At 64.3% G+C, this 25,743-nt stretch carries 22 protein-coding genes and 1 pseudogene; 10 read left to right on the plus strand and 13 right to left on the minus strand.

Going from position 1 to position 25,743, the window contains the following annotated elements; all coding sequences use genetic code 11:
* Positions 1–27: 27 nt before the first annotated feature.
* The gene (locus ACU8YE_RS10910) at positions 28–1,056 is read left to right on the plus strand and encodes a D-2-hydroxyacid dehydrogenase family protein (protein WP_232041605.1); all 1,029 of its coding nucleotides are present in this window, start codon (positions 28–30) and stop codon (positions 1,054–1,056) included.
* 31 nt (positions 1,057–1,087) lie between these two features.
* Here the strand turns inward: ACU8YE_RS10910 and ACU8YE_RS10915 are convergent, their stop codons facing one another.
* The 4 genes from ACU8YE_RS10915 to ACU8YE_RS10930 all read right to left on the minus strand — a co-directional run bounded on the left by ACU8YE_RS10915 (position 1,088) and on the right by ACU8YE_RS10930 (position 5,177).
* Complete coding sequence (locus ACU8YE_RS10915) at positions 1,088–1,978, minus strand: DODA-type extradiol aromatic ring-opening family dioxygenase (protein WP_322017081.1); 891 nt, start codon at positions 1,976–1,978, stop codon at positions 1,088–1,090.
* A gap of 101 nt (positions 1,979–2,079) precedes the next feature.
* Positions 2,080–3,504: a dihydrolipoyl dehydrogenase family protein gene (locus ACU8YE_RS10920; protein WP_446928685.1), complete on the minus strand. Its 1,425-nt coding sequence runs from the start codon at positions 3,502–3,504 to the stop codon at positions 2,080–2,082.
* Between the two features lie 111 nt (positions 3,505–3,615).
* Positions 3,616–4,509 (minus strand): patatin-like phospholipase family protein, encoded by an 894-nt coding sequence (locus ACU8YE_RS10925; protein ID WP_446928686.1) that lies wholly within the window; start codon positions 4,507–4,509, stop codon positions 3,616–3,618.
* On the minus strand, positions 4,506–5,177 hold the full coding sequence (locus ACU8YE_RS10930) for a TetR family transcriptional regulator (RefSeq protein ID WP_232041609.1): 672 nt from the start codon (positions 5,175–5,177) through the stop codon (positions 4,506–4,508). The genes ACU8YE_RS10925 and ACU8YE_RS10930 overlap by 4 nt, the downstream gene beginning before the upstream one ends.
* Before the next feature lie 567 nt (positions 5,178–5,744).
* Here ACU8YE_RS10930 and ACU8YE_RS10935 point away from each other — a divergent pair.
* From ACU8YE_RS10935 to ACU8YE_RS10945, 3 genes are read left to right on the plus strand one after another with little or no spacing between them, the layout of a single operon-like run.
* Positions 5,745–7,016, plus strand: coding sequence for an efflux RND transporter periplasmic adaptor subunit (locus ACU8YE_RS10935; protein ID WP_446928687.1), 1,272 nt, complete (start codon positions 5,745–5,747; stop codon positions 7,014–7,016).
* Between the two features lie 15 nt (positions 7,017–7,031).
* Positions 7,032–10,184: an efflux RND transporter permease subunit gene (locus tag ACU8YE_RS10940; protein WP_316880888.1), complete on the plus strand. Its 3,153-nt coding sequence runs from the start codon at positions 7,032–7,034 to the stop codon at positions 10,182–10,184.
* Positions 10,185–10,186: 2 nt separating this feature from the next.
* Entirely contained in the window at positions 10,187–11,731 is a 1,545-nt protein-coding gene (locus tag ACU8YE_RS10945) for an efflux transporter outer membrane subunit (protein ID WP_322017084.1), read from the plus strand.
* Between the two features lie 33 nt (positions 11,732–11,764).
* Here the strand turns inward: ACU8YE_RS10945 and ACU8YE_RS10950 are convergent, their stop codons facing one another.
* The gene (locus tag ACU8YE_RS10950) at positions 11,765–12,856 is read right to left on the minus strand and encodes a DNA topoisomerase IB (protein WP_446928688.1); all 1,092 of its coding nucleotides are present in this window, start codon (positions 12,854–12,856) and stop codon (positions 11,765–11,767) included.
* A 243-nt stretch (positions 12,857–13,099) separates the two neighbouring features.
* Here ACU8YE_RS10950 and rpsU point away from each other — a divergent pair, with 243 nt between their 5' ends.
* Positions 13,100–13,312 (plus strand): 30S ribosomal protein S21, encoded by a 213-nt coding sequence (gene rpsU, locus ACU8YE_RS10955; protein ID WP_003262970.1) that lies wholly within the window; start codon positions 13,100–13,102, stop codon positions 13,310–13,312.
* Between the two features lie 55 nt (positions 13,313–13,367).
* Here the strand turns inward: rpsU and ACU8YE_RS10960 are convergent, their stop codons facing one another.
* Entirely contained in the window at positions 13,368–13,625 is a 258-nt protein-coding gene (locus tag ACU8YE_RS10960) for a hypothetical protein (RefSeq protein ID WP_433865976.1), read from the minus strand.
* A gap of 27 nt (positions 13,626–13,652) precedes the next feature.
* Here ACU8YE_RS10960 and ACU8YE_RS10965 point away from each other — a divergent pair, with 27 nt between their 5' ends.
* Positions 13,653–13,904, plus strand: coding sequence for a hypothetical protein (locus tag ACU8YE_RS10965; protein WP_260803756.1), 252 nt, complete (start codon positions 13,653–13,655; stop codon positions 13,902–13,904).
* 16 nt (positions 13,905–13,920) lie between these two features.
* On the opposite strand, the gene ACU8YE_RS10970 is transcribed toward ACU8YE_RS10965, so the two are convergent.
* The 3 genes from ACU8YE_RS10970 to mnmE are packed head-to-tail and all read right to left on the minus strand — an operon-like array spanning position 13,921 to position 16,089.
* Positions 13,921–14,244 carry a low molecular weight protein tyrosine phosphatase family protein gene (locus ACU8YE_RS10970; protein ID WP_316870345.1) on the minus strand — a complete coding sequence of 108 codons (324 nt, stop codon included), beginning with the start codon at positions 14,242–14,244 and terminating at the stop codon, positions 13,921–13,923.
* Positions 14,245–14,248: 4 nt separating this feature from the next.
* Positions 14,249–14,638 (minus strand): NUDIX hydrolase, encoded by a 390-nt coding sequence (locus ACU8YE_RS10975; RefSeq protein WP_316870344.1) that lies wholly within the window; start codon positions 14,636–14,638, stop codon positions 14,249–14,251.
* Between the two features lie 5 nt (positions 14,639–14,643).
* Positions 14,644–16,089, minus strand: coding sequence for a tRNA uridine-5-carboxymethylaminomethyl(34) synthesis GTPase MnmE (gene mnmE, locus ACU8YE_RS10980; protein WP_446928689.1), 1,446 nt, complete (start codon positions 16,087–16,089; stop codon positions 14,644–14,646).
* Between the two features lie 59 nt (positions 16,090–16,148).
* Between mnmE and ACU8YE_RS10985 the strand changes: the two genes are divergently transcribed.
* On the plus strand, positions 16,149–16,547 hold the full coding sequence (locus tag ACU8YE_RS10985; RefSeq protein ID WP_343619459.1) for a VOC family protein: 399 nt from the start codon (positions 16,149–16,151) through the stop codon (positions 16,545–16,547).
* A 74-nt stretch (positions 16,548–16,621) separates the two neighbouring features.
* Here ACU8YE_RS10985 and yidC read toward each other — a convergent pair whose 3' ends face one another.
* From yidC to rpmH, 4 genes and pseudogenes are all read right to left on the minus strand, one after another.
* Entirely contained in the window at positions 16,622–18,286 is a 1,665-nt protein-coding gene (gene yidC / locus ACU8YE_RS10990) for a membrane protein insertase YidC (protein WP_260803762.1), read from the minus strand.
* A 147-nt stretch (positions 18,287–18,433) separates the two neighbouring features.
* Positions 18,434–18,730, minus strand: a pseudogene (yidD, locus tag ACU8YE_RS10995) (membrane protein insertion efficiency factor YidD); the annotation flags it as partial.
* On the minus strand, positions 18,727–19,149 hold the full coding sequence (gene rnpA, locus ACU8YE_RS11000) for a ribonuclease P protein component (protein ID WP_232043079.1): 423 nt from the start codon (positions 19,147–19,149) through the stop codon (positions 18,727–18,729). The gene rnpA and the pseudogene yidD, both read right to left, overlap by 4 nt.
* Before the next feature lie 62 nt (positions 19,150–19,211).
* On the minus strand, positions 19,212–19,346 hold the full coding sequence (gene rpmH / locus ACU8YE_RS11005; RefSeq protein ID WP_003262958.1) for a 50S ribosomal protein L34: 135 nt from the start codon (positions 19,344–19,346) through the stop codon (positions 19,212–19,214).
* 629 nt (positions 19,347–19,975) lie between these two features.
* On the opposite strand from rpmH, the gene dnaA reads away from it, so the two are divergent.
* The 3 genes from dnaA (at position 19,976) to gyrB (ending at position 25,614) form a co-directional block, all read left to right on the plus strand.
* Positions 19,976–21,565: a chromosomal replication initiator protein DnaA gene (gene dnaA, locus ACU8YE_RS11010; RefSeq protein WP_316870312.1), complete on the plus strand. Its 1,590-nt coding sequence runs from the start codon at positions 19,976–19,978 to the stop codon at positions 21,563–21,565.
* A 276-nt stretch (positions 21,566–21,841) separates the two neighbouring features.
* Positions 21,842–22,957, plus strand: a complete 1,116-nt coding sequence (gene dnaN / locus ACU8YE_RS11015; RefSeq protein ID WP_232041621.1) for a DNA polymerase III subunit beta — start codon at positions 21,842–21,844, stop codon at positions 22,955–22,957.
* A gap of 128 nt (positions 22,958–23,085) precedes the next feature.
* Positions 23,086–25,614 carry a DNA topoisomerase (ATP-hydrolyzing) subunit B gene (gene gyrB / locus ACU8YE_RS11020; protein WP_232041622.1) on the plus strand — a complete coding sequence of 843 codons (2,529 nt, stop codon included), beginning with the start codon at positions 23,086–23,088 and terminating at the stop codon, positions 25,612–25,614.
* Positions 25,615–25,743: the final 129 nt, after the last annotated feature.

The following is a 25,743-nucleotide window of genomic DNA, read 5'->3' on the forward strand; positions in this document are numbered from 1 at the left end:
CGCACCATTGTTCGAAGTGAGATGTCGATGAAGATTGCCGTACTGGACGACTACCAAGACGCTGTTCGCAAGCTGGATTGCTTCAGCCTGATGCAGGACCACGAAGTCAAAGTGTTCAACAACACCGTCAAGGGTGTGGGTCAATTGGCCGCACGCGTGGCGGACGTGGAAGCCATCGTGCTGATCCGGGAGCGCACGCGTGTTACGCGTCAGTTGCTCGACCGCCTGCCCAAACTCAAGATCATCAGCCAGACTGGCCGGGTGTCGCGCGATTCGGGCAGCCATATCGACCTGGATGCCTGTACCGACAAGGGCGTTGTGGTGCTGGAGGGCAAGGGCTCGCCGGTGGCGCCGGCTGAACTGACCTGGGCGCTGGTGATGGCCGCGCAGCGTCGCATTCCGCAATACGTGGCGAGCCTCAAGCACGGCGCGTGGCAGCAGTCGGGGCTGAAATCCACGACGATGCCGCCCAACTTTGGCATCGGCCGTGTCCTGAAGGGCCAGACGCTGGGCATCTTCGGCTACGGCAAGATCGGCCAGCTCGTGGCCGGCTACGGCCGCGCCTTCGGCATGAATGTGCTGGTGTGGGGCCGCGAGGGTTCGCAGGAACGCGCGCGAGCCGACGGCTTTGCTGTGGCGGAATCAAAGGACGCGCTGTTCGAGCAGTCCGATGTGCTGTCCGTCCACCTGCGGCTGAACGACGAAACGCGCGGCATCGTGTCGGTGGCTGATCTCACGCGCATGAAGCCGACCGCCCTTTTCGTCAACACGAGCCGCGCCGAGCTGGTGGAAGAAAACGGTCTGGTGACGTCGCTCAATCGTGGGCGTCCGGGCATGGCTGCCATCGACGTGTTTGAAACGGAACCCATCCTGCAGGGCCACACCCTGCTGCGCATGGAGAACTGCATCTGTACGCCGCACATCGGCTACGTCGAACGCGAAAGCTACGAGATGTACTTCGGCTTTGCGTTCCAGAACATCCTCGATGTGCTCCAGGGCAACGTCGACAGCGTGGTCAACCCGACGGCGCTGGCGCCCGCGCTGATCCGCGCATAACGCCAGCCGTCCTGCCCGTCGTTTCCGTCAATCAAGCCGCGGCGCGCAACTGCGGCTGGTTGGCGCCCGCGCCATCGAAGCGGAAGCTGTCCATCGCCAACGATCCGTACGTCACCGTATCGACCACGTGCTGAGCCTGGACGCCGCCCGGCGTGGCTTGGCTCGGCTGGCCCATCGCGGCGCCCAGTGCCACGTACAGCGGCATGAGGTGTTCGTCGGTGGGGTGGGCGTGGGCGGCGTTCGGGGCTTGTGCGCGGTAATCGCAGAACCGGGTGAAATCGCCGCTGCGGATGCCATCCGTCATCGTCTCGATCATCCATTCGCGAAAGGCCGTCACCCAAGGCTCAACCGGCACGCCATGCTGCGCCATGCCCGGGCCGCGCATCAGCGCGCGCAGGTTGTGCGTGAAGCTGCCGGAGCCGACGATCAGCACGCCCTCGTCGCGCAGCGGCGCGAGCGTGCGTCCCATCGCCATCTGGCAAGCGGGCGACAGGCCCGGCATCAACGAGACCTGCACCACGGGGATCTTCGCCTCCGGAAACATCAGCATCAGCGGCACCCAGGCCCCGTGGTCCAGCGGCTGGCGCGGGTCCAGCACGGTGGAGGCTTGTTCCTCCAGCCCGGGGACGATGTTGCCGTCGATCAGCGTGCGGATGCGTTCAGCCAAGTCAGGCGCCCCCGGCGGGGCGTATTCCAGGGCGTACAGTTGCGGCGGGAAACCGCCGAAGTCGTGCCAGGCTTCCTGCTGAGCGCGGGCGGTCACAGCCGGCCGGCGCGTCATCCAGTGCGGCGAAACCACAACGATGGCGCGCGGGTTGAGGGCGGCCATTTCTTGCCCGAGCGCCGCCAGCATCTTGCCGACAGGACCCGGATCAGCCGCCAGCATGGGCGACCCATGGGACAGATAAAGCACGGGGAGCATGTCAAATTTCCTGAAGAATATAGTTCCCATTCTGCGCCGACCCGGCACCAGTAACGTGCACGGTTTTGCAGACCGGGGTCAGGAAAATTGAACAAGTGCGCTTACATGCTCAGCAGTTCCTCTGCCACGGTAGGGTGCAGGCCGACGGTCGACTGCAGATGCTTGAGCCGGACGCCCACGCGCACGGCCACCGCCAGTGCCTGGATGATCTCCGGCGCAGCGTTGTCGACGATGTGCGCGCCCAGCACGCGTCCGCTGCGGGCATTGCATACCAGCTTGATCAACGATTCCATGCCCGAGCCCGCAAAACGCTGCTCCAGCGAGACGAAGCGGCGGACCACCACGTCGATACGGTCTGCCAAGGCGCGTTTGTCGGTGTCCGGCCCGCGCTTGCCCAGTTCGGGCCAACGCGTGCGGGCGTCGGCTTCGGTCAGGCCCACGCTTGCGATGGCCGGATCGCAAAACACGGCCATCGGCACGGTGTCCATGTCGGGCAGCTTGGTGCCTTTGCCGAATAGGCGTTCGGCCACGTAGCGGCCCTGCGCGGCGGCCACGGGTGTCAATTGCAGGCGGCTGGCGCCGCAGATGTCGCCCACGGCATGCACGCCGCGTGCGCGCGTGCGGAAATGGCGGTCGACCGCAATGCGTCCGTGCGCATCGAGCGTGACGCCGGCCGCGTCCAGGCCAAGGCCCGCGACGTTCGGCGTGCGGCCGATGGCGCTTAACACACGCTGGGCGCGTAGCACGCGGGGAGCGTTGCTGCCTTCGATGCTCGCGTAGACGGTCACGCCGCCGCTATTCACGGCATCGCGTTCGACGCGGACAACATCGGCGTTCTGGATCAGCTCGACGCCGCAGCCGGCCAGCGACTGCGCGGCGGCCTCGGCCACCGTGGCATCAAATTCAGGCAGCACGCGCGCATCGCGCGTCAGCACGGTGACCCGCACGCCAAAGCGCGCCAGCGTGGACGCCATTTCCACCGCGATGACGCCACCGCCCGCGATGATGAGCGATGCGGGCAGCGTGTCCCAGTCGAACACATCATCGGAGGTGCAGGCCAGTTCTGCGCCAGGTGTGGGAAGCGGCGTGGGGCGGGCGCCGGCAGCCAGCACGATCTGGCGCGCGCGCAGCGTTGTCTTGCCGGACTCGGTTTGCAACCGGACGATGCCACGGCCACGCAGCGAGGCTGTGCCGCTCAACCACTGCACGCCGGCATCGGCCAGGTGGGCGAAATGCGCTTCGTGCAGCCGCGCGACTTCGGCACGCGTGCGGGCGATGGCGTCGGCCCAGGCGTCGGTGGCGTGCGCGGCGCGCAAACACCGCGCCATTGTCTGCGACCAGGAGGCGCCGTAGCCGAGCAGTTTCTTGGGCACGCATCCGCGGTTGACGCAGGTGCCGCCGATTTGCGCGCGGTCGATCAGCAGCGTCCGTGCCCCCAGTTGCGCAGATCGGCGCGCAGCCGCGAGCCCGGCAGAACCGGCGCCGATCACGATCAGGTCAAACGCATGTGCAGGGTTGGCGGGCATAAGTGTCCGTCGAAGTGGCATCGGCCGGACGACCTGAGCGGCACGCCGGCGGGCGCGCCCATGTGGAGCAAGCGGCGCGCCCGCCGCCTGTCTTTGTCTTGGAGGAGGTGGTTACGCAGCCACCGCCGTGGCGAACCCGCGTGGAAGTTCGCGCAGGAAGGTTTCGCCGTCATGACGGCCGAGTGCATAGGCGTCGCGCATGGCGCCAGGGCGGGTGTAATCCCAGCTCGAAATGGGAACCTTGCGCGAAGGTTGCACATAAAACCGGCGCTGCACGCCGTTGGCCACCGGCACATCCATGCGGAAATACGTCGGGCGCGGGTACAGGCGCGTGACGAGCACCAGCGCATCGCCCGGCGTGGCGTCCAGCGCGTGCACGGGCACGTTGTCGACCATACCGCCGTCGAGTACCGGCCGCCCCGCGCGCCGCAGCACCGGCGTGAAAGGCGGGGTGGACGCCGATTGCAGCAGCAGGTCCGCCAAGTCCTCGGGGGTGGCGCAATCCTGCGCGCGCACGATTTCCGGCGTGAAGCCGAGGCGCCTGCCCAGCGTCGGGTGCAGCGTCTTGCGGACGTGCTTTTCGATGTTGTAGGCAATCAGCCCTGCCGCCACGGCGGAGCGAGCGCCCAGCCAGCGCGGGATGTGGGCCACGCCGATGCGGGTCTCCGGCGCCTGTGCCAGCCGCGCGAAGCGACCCTCGCCGAACACCGTCAGCAGCGCCGTCCTGTACATACCGTAGTGCGGAAACACACGCTCGCCGCGCAGCAGGTTGCCCCAATGGGCGTTGCGGGTGTTTTGGCGCAGGGCCTCGCCGTAGTAATCCATCAGATCGGCCGAATTCCATGCATGCAGCATGCACGCCGTCGATGCGCCGGCCGAGATGCCGGCAATCACGCGCGGGGCCAAGCCCAGTTCAGGCTGCACGACATCCCACCAGCCGGCCTGCCACCAGCACCGGTTGCCGCCGCCGGCAAAGACCATCTGATCGAACACGGGCGTGTTCATGCCGAGGCCCCGGTGTGGGCGGCAGCGGCGGCCGCCGGCTCCAGCCGCAGCGACGGCGCGTATTTGAGGGTGTCGATGCACGCATCCAGCAGGCGCTCGCGCTTGGTGGCGAGGCTGGAGGCGTCCGGGTAGAACAGGTAATCGCCCATGATGCCGTTGAAAGTGGCATGGAAATGCGCCACGGCCAGCGGGATGTCGAGGTCGGCCGGCAGTTGCCCGCGCCGCGTTGCCTGCTCGATGATGCTCGTCAGGTGGGTCATGCCTTCCTCAAACGATTCCTGTTGGCGCTTGAGGATGGGGCTCGTGTCTTCCACGAACTCGCACTTGTTGAACATGATCTCGAAGACCTTGCGCCAGTGCGCATCTTCCACGAGTTGCCGCAGCAGGAAGTTGCCCACCGTGCGCAGTTCGCCCAACGGATCATCGGCTTCCACCCCGAGCGGGGTGCACATGGTCTCCATGGGCAGCTTCACGCGCTCACACATGGCGGCGAATACGTCGGTCTTGTTGCGGAAGTGCCAATAGATGGCGCCGCGCGTCACGCCCGCGGCTTGGGCGATATCCGATAGTGATGTGCGTGCCACGCCGCGCGCATAGAACACGTCTTCCGCCGCATCCAGGATGCGGTTGCGGGTTTCCAGTGCTTCTTCCTTCGTTCGTCTGACCATGATCTTCCAGAGGAACGCCGTGCCATCTCGGCGGGCGTTCTTTCGATTGGCTTTTGTGCAATGCACAATTCCTGGCAACGCACCATTGCGCTTCGCACAACGCGGCTTGGGGTCCGTTGGCTGACAATGCTTGTCGCAGCGCGGTATCCGCTGCATGTTCGCTTGATCGCCGTCATTGCTACGAACTCCGGAAACGTGTCAACGGAGTCCCTATTCCCAATGGCGTGACTTACATACATACGCGAACGTATCTATAATAGCGCGCACTCCGTCGCTTGCCCATGGCCGTATGCGCCACATCCATCCCGGGCACGTGCGCTGGGGCCGGCTTCGTGTCTGTCGGCAGCCAGGGCGGAGATCGACTGCCGATCGCTCCCGCGTCTTAGCATTCTGGTCCAAGTTGTTGCGAGTTCGTCGCAAAAGCCATATCGCATGCCGCCAGATGCAGCTAGCATCGGACGTTTTCGTTTTGTGTTTTTTGGTTTCGCTGACGGTTTGCCGGCGTCGCACTCGTTTGCGCGGCGTTGCGGCACCCGGCATTCCGCTTATCGCCACATGGGGTCATCTATGACGAACACCCGCCGTTATCACCAACTCGCTGCCGCCGCATTCATGGTGGTGGCACTTGCAGCCTGCGGCAACAAGCAGGCACAAGGGCCGGGCGGCGCCGGCATGCCTCCGACCGAAGTCGGCGTTGTGACCGTGCAGCCGCACTCCGTTGGTCTGACCAGCGAGTTGCCGGGCCGCCTGGAGGCCACGCGTGTGGCGCAGGTGCGAGCACGGGTCGCGGGCATCGTACTCAAGCGCACCTACGCCGAAGGCAGTGACGTGAAGGCCGGCCAACAGTTGTTCCAGATCGATCCGGCGCAGTACAAGGCGTCGCTCGACAGCGCCAAGGCACAGCTTGCGCGTTCGGAAGCCACGCAAACGCAGGCGCAACTGAAGGCTGAGCGCTACAAACCGCTGGTTGCCACCAACGCCATCAGCAAGCAGGACTACGACGACGCAACCGCCGCCGCCAAGCAAGCCACCGCTGACGTGGCCGCCGCCCGCGCCGCCGTGGAAACCGCCAAGCTGAACGTCGGCTACGCCAGCGTGACTTCGCCCATCTCCGGCCGTGCCGGGCTGGCGCAGGTTACCGAAGGCGCGCTCGTGGGCCAGGGCGAGGCGACGCTGCTGACGACCGTGCAGCAGATCGACCCGATCTATCTGACGTTCACGCAGTCGAGCACCGAAGTGCTGCGCCTGCAGCAGGCGCTCAAGGACGGCAAGCTGGCGAAGGCCGGTGGTGACGCGGCCAAGGTCACGCTCGTGACGGATGACGGCCGTGCCTACGCCCAACCGGGCAAGCTGTACTTCTCTGACCTGACGGTGGACCCGGCCACGGGCACGATCACGCTGCGCGCGATTGTTCCGAACGCCGACCGCACGCTGCTGCCGGGCATGTACGTGCGCGCCCGCCTGGAGCAGGCCGTGGACGAGCAGGCGATCACGGTGCCGCAACAAGCCGTGACGCGCAGCCCGGACGGCGCCTCCGTCATGGTTGTCGACGAGAAGGGCATGGCAGCGGTGCGCCAGGTCCAGGCCGACCGCTCGACCGGTACGGAATGGATCGTATCGAGCGGCCTGAAGGCGGGCGACAAGGTGATCGTCGACGGTCTGCAGAAGGTCCATCCGGGCGCACCGGTCAAGGCCGTGCCGTGGCAGCCAATGTCGGCAAGCCAGGGCAAGGGCCCGCAAGGTCAGGGTGGCCAGGGTAGCGGCGCCGCACCCGCACCGGCGGCCAGCGCCCCTGCTGCAAGCACTCCCGCTGCCAGCGCACCGGCAGCCAAGCAGTAAACAAGGAGCCATCGCATGGCAAAGTTTTTTATCGATCGCCCGGTCTTTGCCTGGGTGCTCGCGCTGTTCATCATCCTTGCTGGGGCGATTTCGATCACCCAGCTGCCGATCTCGCAGTACCCGACCATCGCGCCGCCGTCCGTCATCATCACGGCAACGTATCCGGGCGCGAATGCGAAGACGCTGGACGAGTCCGTCACCAGCATCATCGAGCAGGAAATGAACGGTGCGGACGGCCTGCTCTATATGGAGTCGGTCAGCCAGGGCGGTAACGGCCAGGCGCAGATCACCGTGACGTTCAAGGCCGGTACCGATCCGGCGCTGGCGCAGGTGGACGTGCAGAACCGCCTGAAGCGCGTGGAAGCGCGTTTGCCGTCTGCAGTGACGCAGCAGGGCGTGCAGGTCGACAAGGCCCGCTCGAACTTCCTGCTGTTCGCCACGCTGGCATCCACCGACGGCAAGATGGATCCGGTGGCGCTGGGCGACTATATCTCCCGCAACGTGCTGAATGAAATCAAGCGCGTGCCGGGTGTCGGCCAGGCCATCCTGTTCGGTACGGAGCGCGCCATGCGCGTCTGGATCGATCCGGCCAAGCTGGTCGGCTACAAGCTGACGCCCACGGACGTCTACAACGCCATTCGCGCACAGAACGCGCTGGTCTCCGCCGGTACGATCGGTGACTTGCCGTCCGTCTCCGACCAGCCCCTCGCGGCGACGGTCGTGGTGGAAGGCCAGCTTACGACCACCGAGCAGTTCGGCAACATCGTGCTGGTGGCCAAGCCGGACGGTTCGCTGGTGCGCGTGAAGGATGTGGCGCGCCTGGAACTGGGCGGCCAGACCTACTCGACGTCTGCGCGGATCAACGGTCAGCCGATTTCCGCAATTGGTGTGCAGCTCTCGCCCACGGGTAATGCACTGGGCACCGCCAAGGCCGTGAAGGCCAAGCTGGAAGAACTTTCGAAGTACTTCCCGGCGGGCGTGGAATACAAGGTGCCGTACGACACCTCGAAGTTCGTCCAGATCTCGATCGAAGAAGTGGTCAAGACGCTGTTCGAGGCCATGGTGCTGGTGTTCCTGGTGATGCTGCTGTTCCTGCAGAACATCCGCTACACGCTGGTGCCGTCGATCGTGGTGCCGATCTCGCTGCTGGGCGCGTTTGCCGTGATGAACGCGTTGGGTTTCTCGATCAACGTGCTGACGATGTTCGGCCTCGTGCTGGCGATCGGTATCCTCGTTGACGATGCGATCGTGGTGGTGGAAAACGTCGAGCGGATCATGGCCGAGGAAGGCCTGCCCCCGCGCGAAGCCACCCGCAAGGCCATGGGCCAGATCACGGGCGCCATCATCGGTATTACGCTGGTGCTGATGGCCGTGTTCATCCCGATGGCGTTCTTCTCGGGCTCGGTGGGCGCGATCTATCGCCAGTTCTCGCTGTCGATGGTGTCGTCGATCTTCTTCTCGGCACTCATGGCGCTGACGCTCACGCCGGCACTGTGCTCAACCCTGCTCAAGCCGATCGAAAAGGGTTCGCACCACGAAAAGAAGGGCTTCTTCGGCTGGTTCAACCGCATGTTCAGCACCACCACGAACCGTTACCAAAGCTTCGTGGAGCGCATGCTGAAGAAGACCTTCCGCTACATGGTCATCTACGTTGCGCTGATCGTTGCGGTGGTGTTCCTGTTCCTGCGCCTGCCGTCTTCGTTCCTGCCGACCGAAGACCAGGGCTACATCGTGACCAACATCCAGTTGCCGCCGGGCGCATCGGCCAACCGCACGCTGGAAGTGATCAAGCAGGTCGAGAACTACTACAAGCATGAAAAGGCGGTCGAGAACATCGTGGCCGTGCAGGGTTTCAGCTTCTCGGGCAACGGGCCGAACGCCGGTATCGTGTTCACCCCGTTCAAGGACTGGAGCGAGCGAAAGGGCAAGGATCAAACCGCTGACGCTGTGGTTGGCCGGGCCTTCGGTGCGCTGTTCGGTGGTATTCGCGATGCGATCGTGTTCCCGCTGAACCCCCCGCCGATTCCGGAACTGGGTAACGCAACGGGCTTCACGTTCCGTCTGCAGGACCGCGCAGGCCTGGGCCACGACGCGCTGATGGCTGCCCGCAATCAGCTGCTGGGGATGGCGGCGAAAAGCAAGATCATCACTGGCATGCGCCCGGAAGGTCTGGAAGATTCGCCGCAGTACCAAGTGGATATCGACCGCGAGAAGGCCAACGCGCTGGGTGTGTCGTTCACTGACATCAACGCCGTGCTGTCGACGGCGCTGGGTTCGGCGTACGCCAACGACTTCCCGAACTACGGTCGTCAGCAGCGTGTGATCGTGCAAGCGGACAAGATCAACCGCATGCAGCCCGAAGACATCATGAACCTGTACGTGCGCAACGCGCAGGGCAACATGGTGCCGATGTCGACGTTCGCGAAGGGCCATTGGATCGTCGGCCCGGTGCAGCTCGTGCGCTACAACGGCTATCCGGCTGTCCGCCTTTCGGGTGCGGCCGCGCCGGGTGCCAGCTCGGGTGACGCCATGGCCGAGATGGAACGCCTGGCTGCCAAGCTGCCGGCGGGTATCGGCTACGAATGGACGGGCCAGTCGCTGCAGGAAAAGGCTTCGGGTTCGCAGGCACCGGCGCTGTATGCGCTGTCGCTGCTGGCCGTGTTCCTGGTGCTGGCGGCGCTGTATGAAAGCTGGTCGATCCCGGCGGCGGTGATTCTGGTGGTGCCGCTGGGCGTGCTCGGCGCATTGCTGGGCGTGACGCTGCGCGCGATGCCCGATGACGTGTACTTCAAGGTCGGCCTGATTGCGGTGGTGGGTCTGTCCGCCAAGAACGCAATTCTGATCATCGAGTTTGCGAAGGACTTGCAGGCGCAAGGCAAGGGCCTGATCGAGGCGACGCTGGAAGCCGTGCACCTGCGGTTCCGCCCGATCATCATGACGTCGTTCGCGTTCATCCTGGGCGTGCTGCCGCTGGCGATTGCCACGGGCGCCAGCTCCGCCAGCCAGCGCGCCATCGGTACCGGCGTGATGGGCGGGATGATCACCGCGACGGTGCTGGCCGTGGTGCTGGTGCCTGTGTTCTTCGTGGTGGTCCGCCGCATCTTCAAGGGCAGCGAGCGGCAACGCCGTCTGGATGCCGCGCACCGTCCGCTGGACGAGGAAATCTGAACATGCAGAAAACGATGACCTTTCGAACCCCCGCGCTGCTGCCGGCGCTCCTGCTGGTCGCGGGCGTGCTGTCCGGCTGCTCGCTGGCGCCCACCTATGAGCGCCCCGACGCCCCGGTAACGAGCGCGTATCCGCAGGCACCGGCCGGCTATGCCGTGCCGGCAGATTCCGCCAAGCCCGGCGAGAACGCGCCCCGCGCGACCGAGCTGGGCTGGCGCGAGTTCTTCCCCGATGCGCGGCTGCAGAAGCTGATCGGCCTGGCGCTCGAGAACAACCGCGACCTGCGCGTGGCCATGCTCAACGTCGAGGCCGCGCGTGCGCAGTACCGCCTGCAGATCGCCGACCTGCTGCCGCCGGTCAATGCGTCTGCCACGTACACGCGCAGCCATACGCCGCCGTCGATCTCGACCACCGGCGGCGACATCTATACCAAGCAGTACCAGCTTGGCGTGGGCATCAGCAACTATCAGGTGAACCTGTTCAGCGTGGGCGACGTCACGTCGTCTGCGCGTGCAAGTTATCTGGCGACGGACGAGGGCCGGCGTGCCGCGCAGATCAGCCTGATCTCGCAGGTGGCCAAGGCCTACCTGAACGAGCGCGCGTACGCCGAGCAGCTCGAGCTGGCCCAGCAGACCCTGAAGGGCCGCGAGGACTACTACAAGCTGGCCAAGCAGCGCTTTGACGTGGGGGCCTCGTCGGCGCTGGATCTGCGTCAGACCGAGACGCTGGTGGAATCGGTGCGTGTGTCGGTGGCGCAGCTGACGCGCCAGTATGCTCAGGCGACCAACGCCCTTGTGCTGCTGGTGGGCGCCCCGCTGCCGGCCGATCTTCCCGCGCCGACCATGGTGTCGTCGGAGAAGATCGTTGCCGACATTCCGCCGGGTCTGCCGTCGGAGCTGCTGGAGCAGCGCCCTGACATCCGCCAGGCCGAGCAGAAGCTGATTGCCGCCAACGCCAACATTGGCGTAGCGCGTGCGGCGTTCTTCCCGAGCATCGGGCTGACGTCCAACGTGGGTACGGCCAGCGGCGCGCTGCATGATCTGTTCAAGAGCGGTACGGGGTTTTGGTCGTTCGTGCCAAACCTGACGCTGCCGATCTTCAACTGGGGCACCAACATCTTCAACCTGGACTTGACCAAGACCAACCAGAAGATCGCGGTGGCCAACTACGAGAAGACGATCCAGACGGCCTTCCGTGAGGTGTCCGACGCCCTCGTGGCGCGCGGCACGCTGGAAGATCAGGTGGCCGCGCAGAAGCGCTTCCGCGATGCCACGGCCGATCGCCTGACGCTGTCTGACCAGCGCTATCGCAACGGCGTGTCGAGCTTCCTCGATGTGCTCGACGCGCAGCGCGATCTGTTCAGCGCCGACCAGACCCTGGTGCAGACGCGCCTGGCCCGCCTGACCAACGCCATCGATCTGTACACGGCACTGGGTGGCGGTCTGCAGGAGCACAGCACCACGGTGGCGGCGCAGCAGGCTCAGCCGACGGCTGCCCCGGGTGTTGCGCCCGCCACGCCGGATATGACGCCGCAGCAATCGAAGTAAGTTCGCGTCTGTTCGCTCGAAAGCCCGCCTTGTTCAGGCGGGCTTTTTTTCGCCTGTGCCCTTTGCGCTGGCACTGGATTCAAGAAAGCGAAGCAGCGCCGCTTCTTCGCGTCGCAGGCCCTTGCGTGCGCGGGTCGGGGGCAGTGCTTCTAGCTCGCCGGCCAGGAAGGCGTCCACCACGGCCGGATGCACATAGCACTTGCGGCAGACAGCCGGCGTGTTCCCCAGACGCTTGGCCACGGCAGCAATGGCTTCCACCACCTGCCGGCGCGCCTCGGTAGCGTTCGCCGACGTGCGCCCGCGCAGCAGATCCAGCGCGAGCACGCTGCCGGCCCAGGTGCGGTAGTCCTTTGCCGTGAAATCTGCGCCCGTGATCTCTTGTAAGTACGCATTCACATCCGTGGAATCCACCACACGGCGCTCGCCAGCTTCGTCGATGTACTGGAACAACTCCTGGCCCGGCAGATCGACGCAGCGTCGGATGATGCGAGCCAGGCGCGGGTCCGATACCGACACGTCGTGCTCCACGCCGCTCTTGCCGCGAAACTGAAAACGTACCGTATTGCCATGCACCTCCACGTGGCGATTGCGCAGCGTCGTGAGCCCATAGGAGCGGTTGTCGCGTGCATAAGCAACGTTGCCTACACGCACGAGCGTCACGTCCAGCAGAAAGACCACCGTCGCCAGCATCTTCTCGCGCGATAGGCCCGGCGCCGCCAGGTGGGCGGTGATCGCCTCGCGCACGCGCGGCAGCGCCGCCCCGAATGCGAGCAGCCGCCCATATTTATCGGCATCGCGAAAGGCACGCCAGTCGGCGTGATAGCGGTATTGCTTGCGCCCGCGCGCGTCGCGCCCCGTCGCCTGCAGATGGCCGCCCGCGTGTGGGCAGATCCAGACGTTGGTGTAGGCCGGCGGGATCGCCAGCTTGTTGATGCGCGCAATGACTGCGGGATCGCGGATGCGCTCGCCACGCGTATCGAAATAGGCGAAGCGGCCGCGCAATCGGCGCCGGGTGTAGCCCGGCCGCGTGTCGTCCACATAGCGCAGCCGCTCGGGCAGCGCTTCGGCGGAGGTTGGCGCGCTTGAGGCATTCGTCGCTGGCGCAGACTTCGGAACGCGTTCCACGATAGAGATCAGGAGAGATGCTCGCTCTGAGCAAGCGGCGTTCCTCCCGCTCCGTGCATCGCCTACCGCTCATGGCGTAGTATCGAGACCACGCATCTGCTTAAAATTGCGGCATGAAATGGCCTTTCCGCCACAATCGGAAGTGCCTTGCATCGGTAAACGGATTCAACTACACTGCACGCCCTCTGGGCGGTATATAATCCGCTGTTTCGCCGTCCACCCGAATACTGAGCAAGGGACCCGATGACCACCATCCGTCTGAAAGAAAACGAGCCGGTCGAAGTTGCGCTGCGCCGCTTCCGCCGTGAAATCGAGCGCACTGGCCTGATCAAGGAACTGCGCGCCCGCACCGCTTACGAAAAGCCGACGACCGAGCGCAAGCGCAAGAAAGCTGCTGCCGTTTCGCGTACGCGTAAACGCCTGCGCTCGCAAATGCTGCCGAAGAAGCTCTACTAAGATCGCGCGATTGTTTCGGTAGCACCAATCGGGTGCTGCCGCTGGCGGTGTGAAGTCAATCGACGTCCGTTCCGCCGAGCTTGGTTTGTAGCGCCTTGCGCGCACCGGAAGCCTTTCCGGATTCAACCAACGCTCCACTCCCCGATACAGAAGCTAGCAAGATGCGGTTAATGGCCTGTGCGCCATTGTCCGCCGCTTCGGTGCGCGCTGCGCGTGCCCTTCCTGTTTCAAACGACATCCGCCAGCGGTAATTGACCGGCTGGCTGTTGGCGTTTGTTGTGCCGATTCCGCACGGGAGTACATTGGCGAGCATCCTTTGTACGCGCTCTCTGAGACAACGATGTCGACCGATTCCAATGAATACTGGTTTCCGGCCAAGCGCTACGGCTGGGGATGGGGCTTGCCTTCGCGTTGGCAGGGTTGGGCGGTACTCGTCATCTATGCCGTACTGCTGGGGGCTGGCATCGTGGGGCTGCACCCGGGGCAAACGCAGTCGAGCTTTGCGTTGTACGTGCTGGGCGTGACAGCGCTGCTGTTACTGGTCTGCTGGTGGAAGGGAGAGCCGCCACGCTGGCGTTGGGGGCGGGACTGAGCGGTCTACTTGCCCATCAACTGCGCAGATACGGGCCGACCCGTTTCTCCAGCAAGGCGACGAGTTCGGGCTGCATGAACACGTAGTCGTCGGAAATATCCAGACACACCACGTGCTTGCCGCGTAGTCGCGCACCAAACCGCTGCGACAGGCGCCGCTGGTGACTACGTTCCATGACGAAAATCGTCTCAGCCCAGTCGAGCTGATCGGCGTCGAGTTGCACGTCTGCGTCGGGAGCCAAGCCCGCAGAATCTGTCTCGACGTTTGGCCACCTGGCGAAGACCGCTTCCGCCGTTGGGCTGCGTAGCCGATTGCGGCTGCAGATGAAAAGCGCACGCATCGCGCTAAGCTGCTGCCTTCAGCGCCGCCGCTATCGACGCCCGATAGCCCTCCGGCATATTCGTCGGCAACGCATCCGGCGCAAACAGCCCAAGGCGCTTGTGCTCATGACTGACGGTGGGTTCAAACGGGCCCACCAGCGCGCACGCGTACGTGGCAATGAACACATGCTTGCCCGGCACGACTTCGAACAGATACGTGTCGATCGGGTCGCCCACTTCCACCCGCAGGTTCAACTCTTCGGCAATCTCGCGTATCAGGCATTCGGCCGAGGACTCGCCCCGTTCAATGCGGCCACCCGGCAGCTCCCATTCTTCGCGCTCATTGAGCAGTAGGACGACCTCGCCGGTGGGCACGCGCAGGACGCCTTTGATGGAGACGGGGTAGGTAGACATGGCGGTCACTTGCCGATGCAGAACCGACTAAAAATCACCCCCAGCAAGTCATCACTCGAAAACGCCCCCGTGATGCTGTTCAACGCCTCCTGCGCAAGCCGCAGTTCTTCTGCAAACAAGTCCAGCGATTGCGCTTGCTGATCGGCATGCTCCGCCGCTGTGGCCAGATGTTCGCGGGCCGTGCGCAGTGCGGCGAGATGGCGCTCGCGCGCAAGGTAAAGCCCCTCACCGCCACCCTGCCAGCCGGCGATCTCCAGTAACGCCGCGCGCAGCAATTCAACGCCCAGGCCATCGCGCGCCGAGAGCCATACCTCGGGCGGCTCAGTATCCACGCGGCCCGGTACGGCCACGCCAGAGAGGTCGATCTTGTTGACGACGCGCAGGGTCGGCACGCCGGCGGGTACGTGCTCGGCGATGCGGGCGTCGATGGCAGCGTCTTCGGGCGAGAGGCCGTTGGCGCGATAGTCCGCCGCATCCAGCAGATGCAGCACGACATCGGCGCGGGCGATGGCGGCCCAGGTGCGCTCGATTCCGATGCGCTCGACTTCGTCTTCCGTATCGCGCAGGCCCGCCGTATCGACGATGTTCAGCGGGATGCCTTCAATCTGAATCGTCTGCTGCACCTTATCGCGCGTGGTGCCGGCAATCGGCGTGACGATGGCAAGCTCCGCGCCGGCCAGCGCATTGAGCAGCGACGACTTGCCGACGTTCGGCTGCCCCGCCAGCACCACGTGCAGGCCTTCGCGCAGCAGCGCACCCTGGCGCGCTTGCGCCAGCACGCCATCGACGGCTGCGCGAATGCCGACAAGCTGTCCGCGCGCGTCGGAGGCTTCCAGAAAGTCGATTTCCTCTTCGGGAAAATCCAGCGTCGCCTCCACCAGCATGCGCAGATGAATCACGCGCTCAACCAGCGCATGCACCGCCTGCGAGAACGCGCCGTCGAGCGAACGCGCTGCCGAACGTGCGGCGGCTTCGGTACTGGCCTCGATCAGGTCGGCGACGGCCTCGGCCTGCGCCAGATCCATCTTGTCGTTGAGAAAAGCGCGGCGCGTGAACTCGCCGGGCTCCGCCACGCGCAGGCCGATCTCGCGACCAGCGGCCAGGCAGCGTTGCAGCAGCAGTTGCATCACGACGGGGCCGCCGTGGCCCTGCAGCTCGAGCACGTCTTCGCCCGTGTACGAATGCGGCGCTGGAAACCACAGCGCGATGCCGCGATCGATGGCGTTGCCGGCAGCGTCGAGAAAGGGCAGGTAAGTTGCCTGGCGCGGCGTCAGCAGGCGTCCGCACACGGCTTGCATGATGGTGCGTACGTCGGGCCCCGACACGCGCACCACGCCAATGCCGCCCCGCCCCGGCGCGGTGGCAATCGCGGCGATGGGGATCGTGCGGGTGGGCGCACGTGGCGCGGCGGAAGCGTTCGGCAAGGCGGTGGGGTGGTCATCAGCGGTCATGGGCGGTATTGTGCGGCAGCCGCGCAGTTGCGCGCCAGTTTCCAGCCCAGGAGATTCGGATGATCGATCACACCGGCGTCGTCGTCAGCGACTTTGAGGCCAGCAAGCGGTTCTACGAACAGGCGCTCGGCGCCATTGGCCTGGGCAAGGTGCTGGAGTTTCCTGCAGCCGTCACCGGCCACACCGATGTGGCGGGCTTTGGGCCTCCGGGGAAGGCGGAGTTCTGGATTTCAGCAGCGATGGCGGGGCAGGAGCCGAACAAGCCGCCGCTGCACGTGGCTTTCCGCGTCGCCAGGCGTGCCGAGGTGGAGGCTTTCTACGCTGCGGCAATGGCCGCAGGCGGCACTGACAATGGCGCACCCGGCGTGCGCGCGCACTATCACCCGAACTACTACGGCGCTTTCGTGCGCGACCCGGACGGCCACAACATCGAGGCCGTCTGCCACGCTCCCAGGTGAAGCACTTGAAGCGCTTCAAGGTGGCGTAAAAAAGGGCACCCGAAGGTGCCCCTTTTTGTTGAAGCGCATTCGCCTTACTTGGCGGGTGCCGCCTTCTTGTTGGTGCCCAGCATGCGGTTGATCGACCATTGCTGCGCGATCGACAGGCAGTTGTTCACCACCCAGTACAGCACCAGGCCGGCCGGGAAGAAGAAGAACATCACCGAGAACGCGATCGGCATGAACATCATGACCTTGGCCTGCACCGGATCCGGCGGGGTCGGGTTAAGCCTGGTCTGCACGAACATCGACACGGCCATCAGCACCGGCAGGATGTAGAACGGGTCAGGCGTGGACAGATCGTGCACCCAGCCGATCCAAGGCGCACCGCGCATTTCAACCGACGACAGCAGCGCCCAGTACAACGCCATGAACACCGGAATCTGGATCACGATCGGCAGGCAGCCGCCGAGCGGATTGACCTTCTCGGTGCGGTACAGCGTCATCATCTCCTGGTTCATCTTCTGCGGATCGCCCTTGTGGCGCTCGCGGATGGCCGTCATGCGCGGCTGCAGGTCTTTCATCTTGGCCATCGAGCGGTAGCTCGTGGCCGACAGCGGGAAGAACACCAGCTTGATCAGCACCGTGAGCGCGACGATCGACCAGCCCCAGTTGCCCAGCATCGCGTGGATCTTTTCCAGCAGCCAGAACAGCGGCTTGGCGACGATGGTCAGCCAACCGTAGTCCTTCACCAAATCCAGGCCCGGCGTGATGGCCTCCAGCATGCGCGCTTGCTGCGGGCCGGCAAACAGGCGTGCCGTTGCCGACACACTGGCGCCCGGCGCGACCGTGCCCAGCGGCTCTTGGATGCCGATGCGGTAGAAGTTGGTGTCGACGCGGTTGACGTAGTACTCGCGCTTGACGTTGTTTGCCGGAATCCAGGCCGATGCAAAGTAGTGCTGCACCATCGCCACCCAGCCGCTGTCGGTCGGGGCCGGCACCTGTGCCTTGCCCTTGTCGATGTCGGCGAAGGTGATCTTGTGGAACTTGTCGCCGTCGGTGTACACCGCCGGGCCGGTGAACGTGCTGTAGAAGCGTGAGTGCTCCACAGCGCCGCCGTCACGAGCCAGTTCCAGGTACAGCGTCGGATTGATCGGCGCTGCGCCGTCGTTGGTCACGTCGAAGCGCGTGTCGATCACGTAGCTGCCGCGCTTGAAGACGTACGTCTTGGCCAGCTTGGCGCCGCCCTTGTCGGCGGTGAGCGTGATCGACACATCGTTGCCCGTGCCCAAGTCGCGCGGGCCGGCCGATGCCGTGAACACCGTCGTGTGGTTCGGGAAGTCACCGCCGATCAGGCCCGAGCGCGCCAGATAGGTACGCTCGACGCTGCGGTCGAACAGCACCATCGGGTTGCCGTCGTGGTCTTTCTGACCAAGCAGTTCGAGCTTGGTGACGATGGCGCCGTCGGTGTCGATGGTGGCGCGCAGCAGGTCGGTCGAGATGACGATCTTTTCCGAAGCCGGTGCCTGCGAAGCGGCGCCCGTAGCCGGGGCGGCTTGCGACCCGGCAGCAGCCGTCGTGGAGGCGCTGTTCGGCACGTCGCCTGCTGGCGTGCTGCCCGGCGCGGCGGCTGTGGTCGTGGCCGTTTGCGGCGTCGGGAAGAACATCGACTGGTGGCCATTCGCGCGTTGCCAGTTGTCGAACAGCAGGACAACCGCCAGCGAGAAGATCACCCAGAGAATGGTGCGTTTGATATCCATGTCGGATTACGGTCTGGGAAGGTGAAGCCAGCGCCGAAAAGCGGCTGCGCAGCCCGATCTTGAACCTGCGATGCTCACCGTACCCTTGTACGGTTGCGCTTCTCGGTCCAACTTTGAGCTGCTCGCTACGTTTTCCGGCACTGCCTGGATCGACGGCCGCGCAGGCTGGGAGTCAGCTGCGGTCGCGTCGGTCGATGCGGGATCGGGGGAGCGGGGCACAGCGTCGCCAGCAGCGGGCGGCACAGGATCATACCCGCCTTGTGCGAACGGATGGCAGCGGCATAGACGTTTTGCCGCAAGATAACTGCCGTAACCCGGCCCGTGAGTGAGCACGGCGTCGCGCGCGTAGTCAGAACAGGTCGGGAGGAAACGGCATTGCGCGCCCACAAACGGGCTGAACGCCACTTTGTAGATGCGCAGCAGAAACAGCAGCACGCGCGTCATGGCGTGCTCCCAGCGGTGGGCTGGGAGGGGGCGGCGGCAGGTGGTGCCGGCAGCGGGCGCGTCGCAATCTCAAACAGATGCACCAGCTCTTCGCGGCAGATGCGCTTGAAGGCGGCCACGGTCGGCACGTCTTGACGCGGAAACTTGGCCTGCAGACGGATCAGCACGTCGCGCCCGCCCAGCAGAGGCTGCCGCAGGCGGAACAACTCGCGGCACTGCCGCTTGATGAGGTTGCGCTCGACAGCACGCTTGGCGAATTTCTTGCCGATTACCACACCGAGGCGGGCTTGAGCGGCGCCGTTGGCGCGCACATACAGCACGAAGTGACGACTACGCCGGACAGGCCGCAAAGCAAAAACGGATGAAAACTCATCCGTTTTTGTCAGCCTCGCGGCCTTGGGGTAGGCGTGCAGGCCCATCGCCAGCGTGCCGCAAAGCCACGGGTAACGGCCAGGAGCCGCCACCCTCGGCGCGGCCGTCTTTAGATGGCCAGGCGCTTACGACCCTTGGCGCGGCGTGCGTTCAGCACGGCACGGCCACCACGGGTCTTCATGCGGACACGGAAACCGTGGGTGCGCTTGCGACGGGTAACGGAAGGTTGATAGGTACGCTTCATGATGCACTCTCTTGTTAATGGGTGGTGCGGACATTGCCGCACGCGCCGGGCCTAGGGCTACCGCCGCGGCCTGGTGTCGATTCAGTCAGAGAAATCGCCCACGCAGACTGCCGTGCGCTATGTTGTTCAGGTCTAGGGTGTCACCGGAACATCGGGCACCGAGAGCATCGGGCCTAAGCCGGATCAGTCGCGACGAAGTGTTTCTCGCCCCGCATCTGACACGAACAAGCGTGCGCTCCCCTGCTGCGCATCGCAGAACCCGACATTTAAGCGGCATTTCCCACATCTGTCAAGCCTTCCTGACTGGGGATAACGTGCGCCCGGCGCCCGAAATTCACCCGGCGACGAGTTGTCCCCATCGCCTTGTGCGGCTTGGTGTGCTCTGCGCAAAGCCTTGTGGGGACTGGGTTTGCGGCGAGTCAACAAAATCGGTTGTCCACCGCTACTCACAGCGGGTCCACAGGTTATCCACAGACTTATCCTTTGTGGATAACTTTCGGCCGGGGGTACAATCCCGTTCCAATAACGAAAGCCACCCGGTTTCTGGCCTGCGCCAGGAGCCCGGCGGCCGGCCCTCCCGGGGACGTCAACAGACGCGTGTGGCGCCGGTCAAACACCTAACGATAACGATGCAGGATTTCTGGCATGCGGCGTCCGCTCAGCTCGAGAGTGAGTTGACGCCGCAACAATTCAAGACGTGGATCAAGCCGCTGACGCCGCTGTCGTTTGACGAGCAGGCGTGCACGCTGCGGATTGCCGCGCCCAACCGCTTCAAGCTCGACTGGGTCAAGAGTCAGTTCTCTGGCCGCATCCAGTCGCTTGCGTGCGACTACTGGGAGGCGACCGTCGACGTGCAGTTCGTGCTCGACCCGACCGCCGGCCAGCGCCAGGCGGCCTTGCAGCCGTCGCTCGCGCCGGTGCCGATGCAACCTTTGGGCGCCCAGCAGATTCAACCGCGGCAGGCCCTGCCGGCCGGCAACGGTGCCGCGCATGACGCGACTAATCTGCGCGCCGCGCCGGCCGTGTATCGCGAAGCCGCGCTTGCAACGGCGGGCCATGCCGCTGCCGATATCGACGTGCCCGTGATGGACGCCACCGAGGTCAGGGCCCAGTCGTACCGCATGCCGCCGCAGGCGCCCGCCGTGGTCGCGAGCCTTGCCGCACCGCCGCAGGCGCCGGTGGACGACTCCGTACACGAGCGCTCACGGCTCAACCAGATCCTGACGTTCGACAACTTCGTCACCGGTAAGGCGAACCAGTTGGCGCGCGCTGCCGCCATCCAGGTCGCCAACAACCCGGGCAAGTCGTACAACCCGCTGTACCTGTACGGCGGCGTGGGCCTGGGCAAGACGCACTTGATCCATGCCATTGGCAACTTCATGCTGATGGAGAACCCGCGCGCGCGCATCCGCTACATCCACGCAGAGCAGTATGTGTCCGATGTGGTGAAGGCATACCAGCGCAAGGCGTTCGACGATTTCAAGCGCTACTACCACTCGCTCGATCTGCTGCTGATCGATGACATCCAGTTCTTCTCGGGCAAGAACCGCACGCAGGAAGAGTTCTTCTACGCGTTCGAGGCGCTGATTGCCAACCGTGCCCAGGTCATCATCACCAGCGATACGTATCCGAAAGAGATCACCGGCATCGACGACCGCCTGATCTCGCGCTTCGACTCCGGCCTCACCGTGGCGATCGAGCCGCCCGAGCTGGAGATGCGCGTCGCGATTCTGATGAAGAAGGCGCAGGCCGAGAATGTGATCGTGCCGGAAGAGGTGGCCTTCTTCGTGGCCAAACACCTGCGCTCGAACGTGCGCGAGCTGGAAGGCGCGCTGCGCAAGATCCTGGCGTACTCGAACTTCCACGGCAAAGAGATCACGATCGAGGTTACGCGCGAGGCGCTCAAAGACCTGCTGACCGTGCAGAACCGCCAGATCTCGGTGGAGAACATCCAGAAGACCTGCGCGGATTTCTACAACATCAAGGTCGCGGATATGTATTCCAAGAAGCGGCCGGCCAACATCGCGCGCCCGCGTCAGATCGCCATGTATCTGGCCAAGGAACTCACGCAGAAGAGCCTGCCCGAGATTGGCGAATTGTTCGGCGGACGCGACCACACCACGGTGCTGCACGCGGTGCGCAAGATTGCCGACGAGCGCACCAAGGACGCCCAGCTCAACCACGAGTTGCACGTGCTCGAGCAAACGCTCAAGGGCTGACCGCGCGATGGTCAGCAGAGCGCATGGCAACGCCATTCGCCCTGAATCAAGCCTCGACAGACGCCCGCTCGAATGCGGGCGTCTTTTCATGCACAATAGACATATTTGCCGCGCGCGTGACGCTATCCAGCGCCCCCTTATTTGCGGTATAATTTGTGATTAACCCCTTGATTTACAACAACTTTGGGTTAATCGCGAATGCTCCTGCAGGCACCGGCCCATGTGGCCCAGGCTGGGGCGCGCGCGGTGTCACCTCTCAAGCCAAGGATCGCCTTCATGCAATTGGTCAAAACCTCGCGAGACAACCTGCTGCGTCCGCTGCAAATCGTGAGCGGCATCGTGGAACGCCGACACACGCTGCCCATCCTGGCCAATCTGCTGATCACCAAGCAAGGTGAACGGGTTTCCTTCCTGTCCACCGACATCGAAATCCAGATCACCACGCACGCCGATTGCGGCGCCGGCGCCGGCGATATCGCCACCACCGTGGCCGCCCGCAAGCTGGTCGACATCCTGCGTGCCATGCCCGACGGCGAAGTCGCCCTCACGCTCAACGACAAGCGCATGACGGTGCAGTCCGGCAAGAGCCGCTTTGCGCTGCAGACGCTGGCTGCTGAAGAATTCCCGACTGTCGCAGAGGCAACCGATTTCGGCGCCCGCATCACCGTGCCGCAGAAGACGCTCAAGCACCTGCTGGCGATGGTGCACTTCGCGATGGCCCAGCAAGACATCCGCTACTACCTCAACGGCATGCTGCTGGTGGTGGACGGAAAGCAAGTCATGGCTGTCGCCACCGACGGCCACCGCCTGGCCTACTGCGGCGTGGAAACCGGCGAGCAACCGGCAGGCGCCGGCGGCCGCCAGGAAGTCATCATCCCGCGCAAGACCATCCTTGAACTGCAACGCCTGCTGGAAGACGTGGACGATCCCGTCTCGGTGCAACTGGCCTCCAACCAGGTCAAGTTCACCTTCGGCAATATCGAGCTGATCTCCAAGCTGGTCGAAGGCAAGTTCCCGGATTTCCAGCGCGTGATCCCGAAGGGTTACCGCAACAGCTTCACGATCGACCGTGCCTTCCTGCAGCAGGCGCTGCAACGCACGGCCATCCTGACCACCGACAAGTTCAAGGGCGTGCGCTGCATGCTCGACACCAACGTCCTCAAGATCAGCTCCACCAACGCTGACCAGGAAGAAGCGCAGGAAGAACTCGAAATCGACTACCAGGGCGATGCACTGGATATCGGTTTCAACGTCACCTACCTGCTGGACGTGCTGGCCAACCTCAAGGCCGAAAAAGTGCAGGTGAGCCTGGGCGACTCCAATTCGAGCGCACTCATCACCCTGCCCGACGACGACACCTTCAAGTACGTCGTCATGCCGATGCGCATTTGACGCACCGCTGCACCCAGAGCAAGACGAGGGGCTGGATCGTGACGATCCGCCCCTTCGCCGTTTTTAAGCAACCCCGCTGTGTGCGTTGAGATAACCATTTCCGCGCCCATGGCAGCGAGCAGAACGACATGACCGAAGAGCAGAAACCGCAATCCACCCCCGCCGAGGCCAACAGTTACGACGCCGCCTCGATCCAGATCCTGGAAGGCCTGGAGGCGGTACGCAAGCGGCCGGGCATGTACATCGGCGACACCTCGGATGGCACCGGCCTGCACCACCTCGTGTTCGAGGTGCTGGACAACTCCATCGACGAAGCACTGGCCGGGCATTGCACCGAGATCCAGGTCACCATCCACACGGACAACTCCATCTCCGTGATCGACAACGGCCGCGGCATCCCGACCGGCATCAAGTTTGACGACAAGCACGAGCCCAAGCGCAGCGCGACCGAAATCGCCATGACCGAGCTGCACGCCGGTGGCAAGTTCAACCAAAACAGCTACAAGGTGTCGGGCGGTCTGCACGGCGTGGGCGTGTCTTGCGTGAACGGCCTGTCGAAGTGGATGAAGGTGACGGTGCGCCAGGGCGGCAAGGTGCATTACATCGAGTTTGCACAGGGCGTGCCGCAAAACCGCCTGATCGAAACCGTGCAAGGGCCGGACGGCCAGATGGTCGAAGTCTCGCCGCTGCGTGTGTCGGGCACCACCGACAAGCGCGGCACCGAAGTGCACTTCCTGGCCGACGAAGAGATCTTCACCAACGTCGAATACCACTACGAGATCCTCTCCAAGCGCATTCGCGAGCTCTCGTTCCTGAACAACGGCGTGCACATCAAGCTGACCGACCAGCGCACCGGCAAGGAAGAAGACTTCGCCTTCTCGGGCGGCGTGAAGGGCTTTGTTGAGTACATCAACAAGAACAAGACCGTGCTGCACCCCACCATCTTCTTTGCCTCGGGCGAGAAAGACGGCGTGGCCGTGGAAGTGTCGATGCAGTGGAACGACGCCTACAACGAGCAGGTGCTCTGCTTCACCAACAACATCCCGCAGCGTGACGGCGGCACCCACCTCACGGGCCTGCGCGCGGCCATGACGCGCGTCATCAACAAGTACATCGCCGACAACGAGATCGCCAAGAAGGCCAAGGTCGACACCTCGGGCGACGACATGCGCGAAGGCCTGACCTGCGTGCTGTCCGTCAAGGTGCCCGAGCCCAAGTTCAGCTCGCAGACCAAGGACAAGCTCGTCTCGTCGGAAGTGCGCCTGCCTGTGGAAGAAGTCGTGGCCAAAGCGCTGAGCGACTTCCTGCTGGAAACGCCCGTCGACGCCAAGATCATCTGCGGCAAGATCGTAGAAGCTGCCCGTGCGCGTGAAGCCGCCCGCAAGGCCCGCGAAATGACCCGCCGCAAGGGCGTGCTCGACGGCATGGGCCTGCCCGGCAAACTGGCCGACTGCCAAGAGAAAGACCCCGCGCTGTCAGAACTCTTCATCGTTGAGGGTGACTCCGCAGGTGGATCGGCCAAGCAGGGCCGCGACCGCAAGTTCCAGGCAATCCTGCCGCTCAAGGGCAAGATCCTGAACGTCGAGCGCGCGCGCTTTGACAAGATGCTCTCCAGCCAGGAAGTGCTCACGCTCATCACCGCCATGGGCACCGGCATTGGCAAAGACGACTACAACCTCGACAAGCTGCGCTACCACCGCATCATCATCATGACCGATGCTGACGTGGACGGCTCGCACATCCGCACGCTGCTGCTCACGTTCTTCTACCGCCAGATGCCCGAGATCATCGAGCGCGGCCACGTGTACATCGCCCAGCCGCCGCTCTACAAGATCAAGCACGGCAAGGAAGAGCGCTACATCAAAGACGACGTTGAGATGGCCGCCTACCTCGTGCGCCAGGCGCTGGACACCGCCGTGCTCGTGCGCCCCGACGGCACCGAGATTGCCGGCGACGCCCTGGCCGAACTCGCACGCCAGTACCAGCTCAGCCGCGGCGTGATCGAGCGCCTGTCTCGCGTGATTGACGCCGACGCCCTGCGCGCCATTGCCGAAGGCGTGTCGCTGGACTTGTCCAACGAAGCCGCAGCCGAAGCCAGCGCCCGCACGCTCAAGGCCCGCCTGCTGGAAATGCAAGGCAACGCCAGCAACGCCAACGGCGGCGCCACCGCAGACGCCTTCATGCAGTACGACGAGAAGACCGAGAAGTACCGCATCATGGTCGTCCGCCGCCAGCACGGCAACCAGCGCCTCAGCCACATCGACGCCGACTTTGTGGCCGGCGCCGACTACACCGCGCTCTCAAGCACCGCCGCCACCTTCCAGGGCCTGATTGGCGACGGCGCCAAGGTACGCCGCGGCACCGGCGACAAGGTGCGCGAGCAGAACGTTGCCGACTTCCACGCCGCCATGAACTGGCTGCTGAGCGAAGCCGAGCGCGGCGTGAGCCGCCAGCGCTACAAGGGCCTGGGCGAAATGAACCCCGAGCAGCTGTGGGAAACCACCATGGACGTCACCCAGCGCCGCCTGCTGCGCGTGCAGATTGAAGACGCCATTGCCGCGGACCAGATTTTCACCACGCTGATGGGCGACGACGTGGAACCGCGCCGGAACTTCATTGAGAGCAATGCGTTGGTGGCGCGGAATATTGATGTTTGAGAAGAGCAAGGTTGGGGGCTACTTTCTGCTCTTTGCGAATCTTCTCTAAGAAGTTCAAAGGCCCCAAGAGGGGCCTTTTTTTGCTTCATATACAGTGCTGTGCTGGCGCTATGGATCGTGGTACCGAAG

This window comes from Ralstonia sp. VS2407, assembly GCF_052950655.1.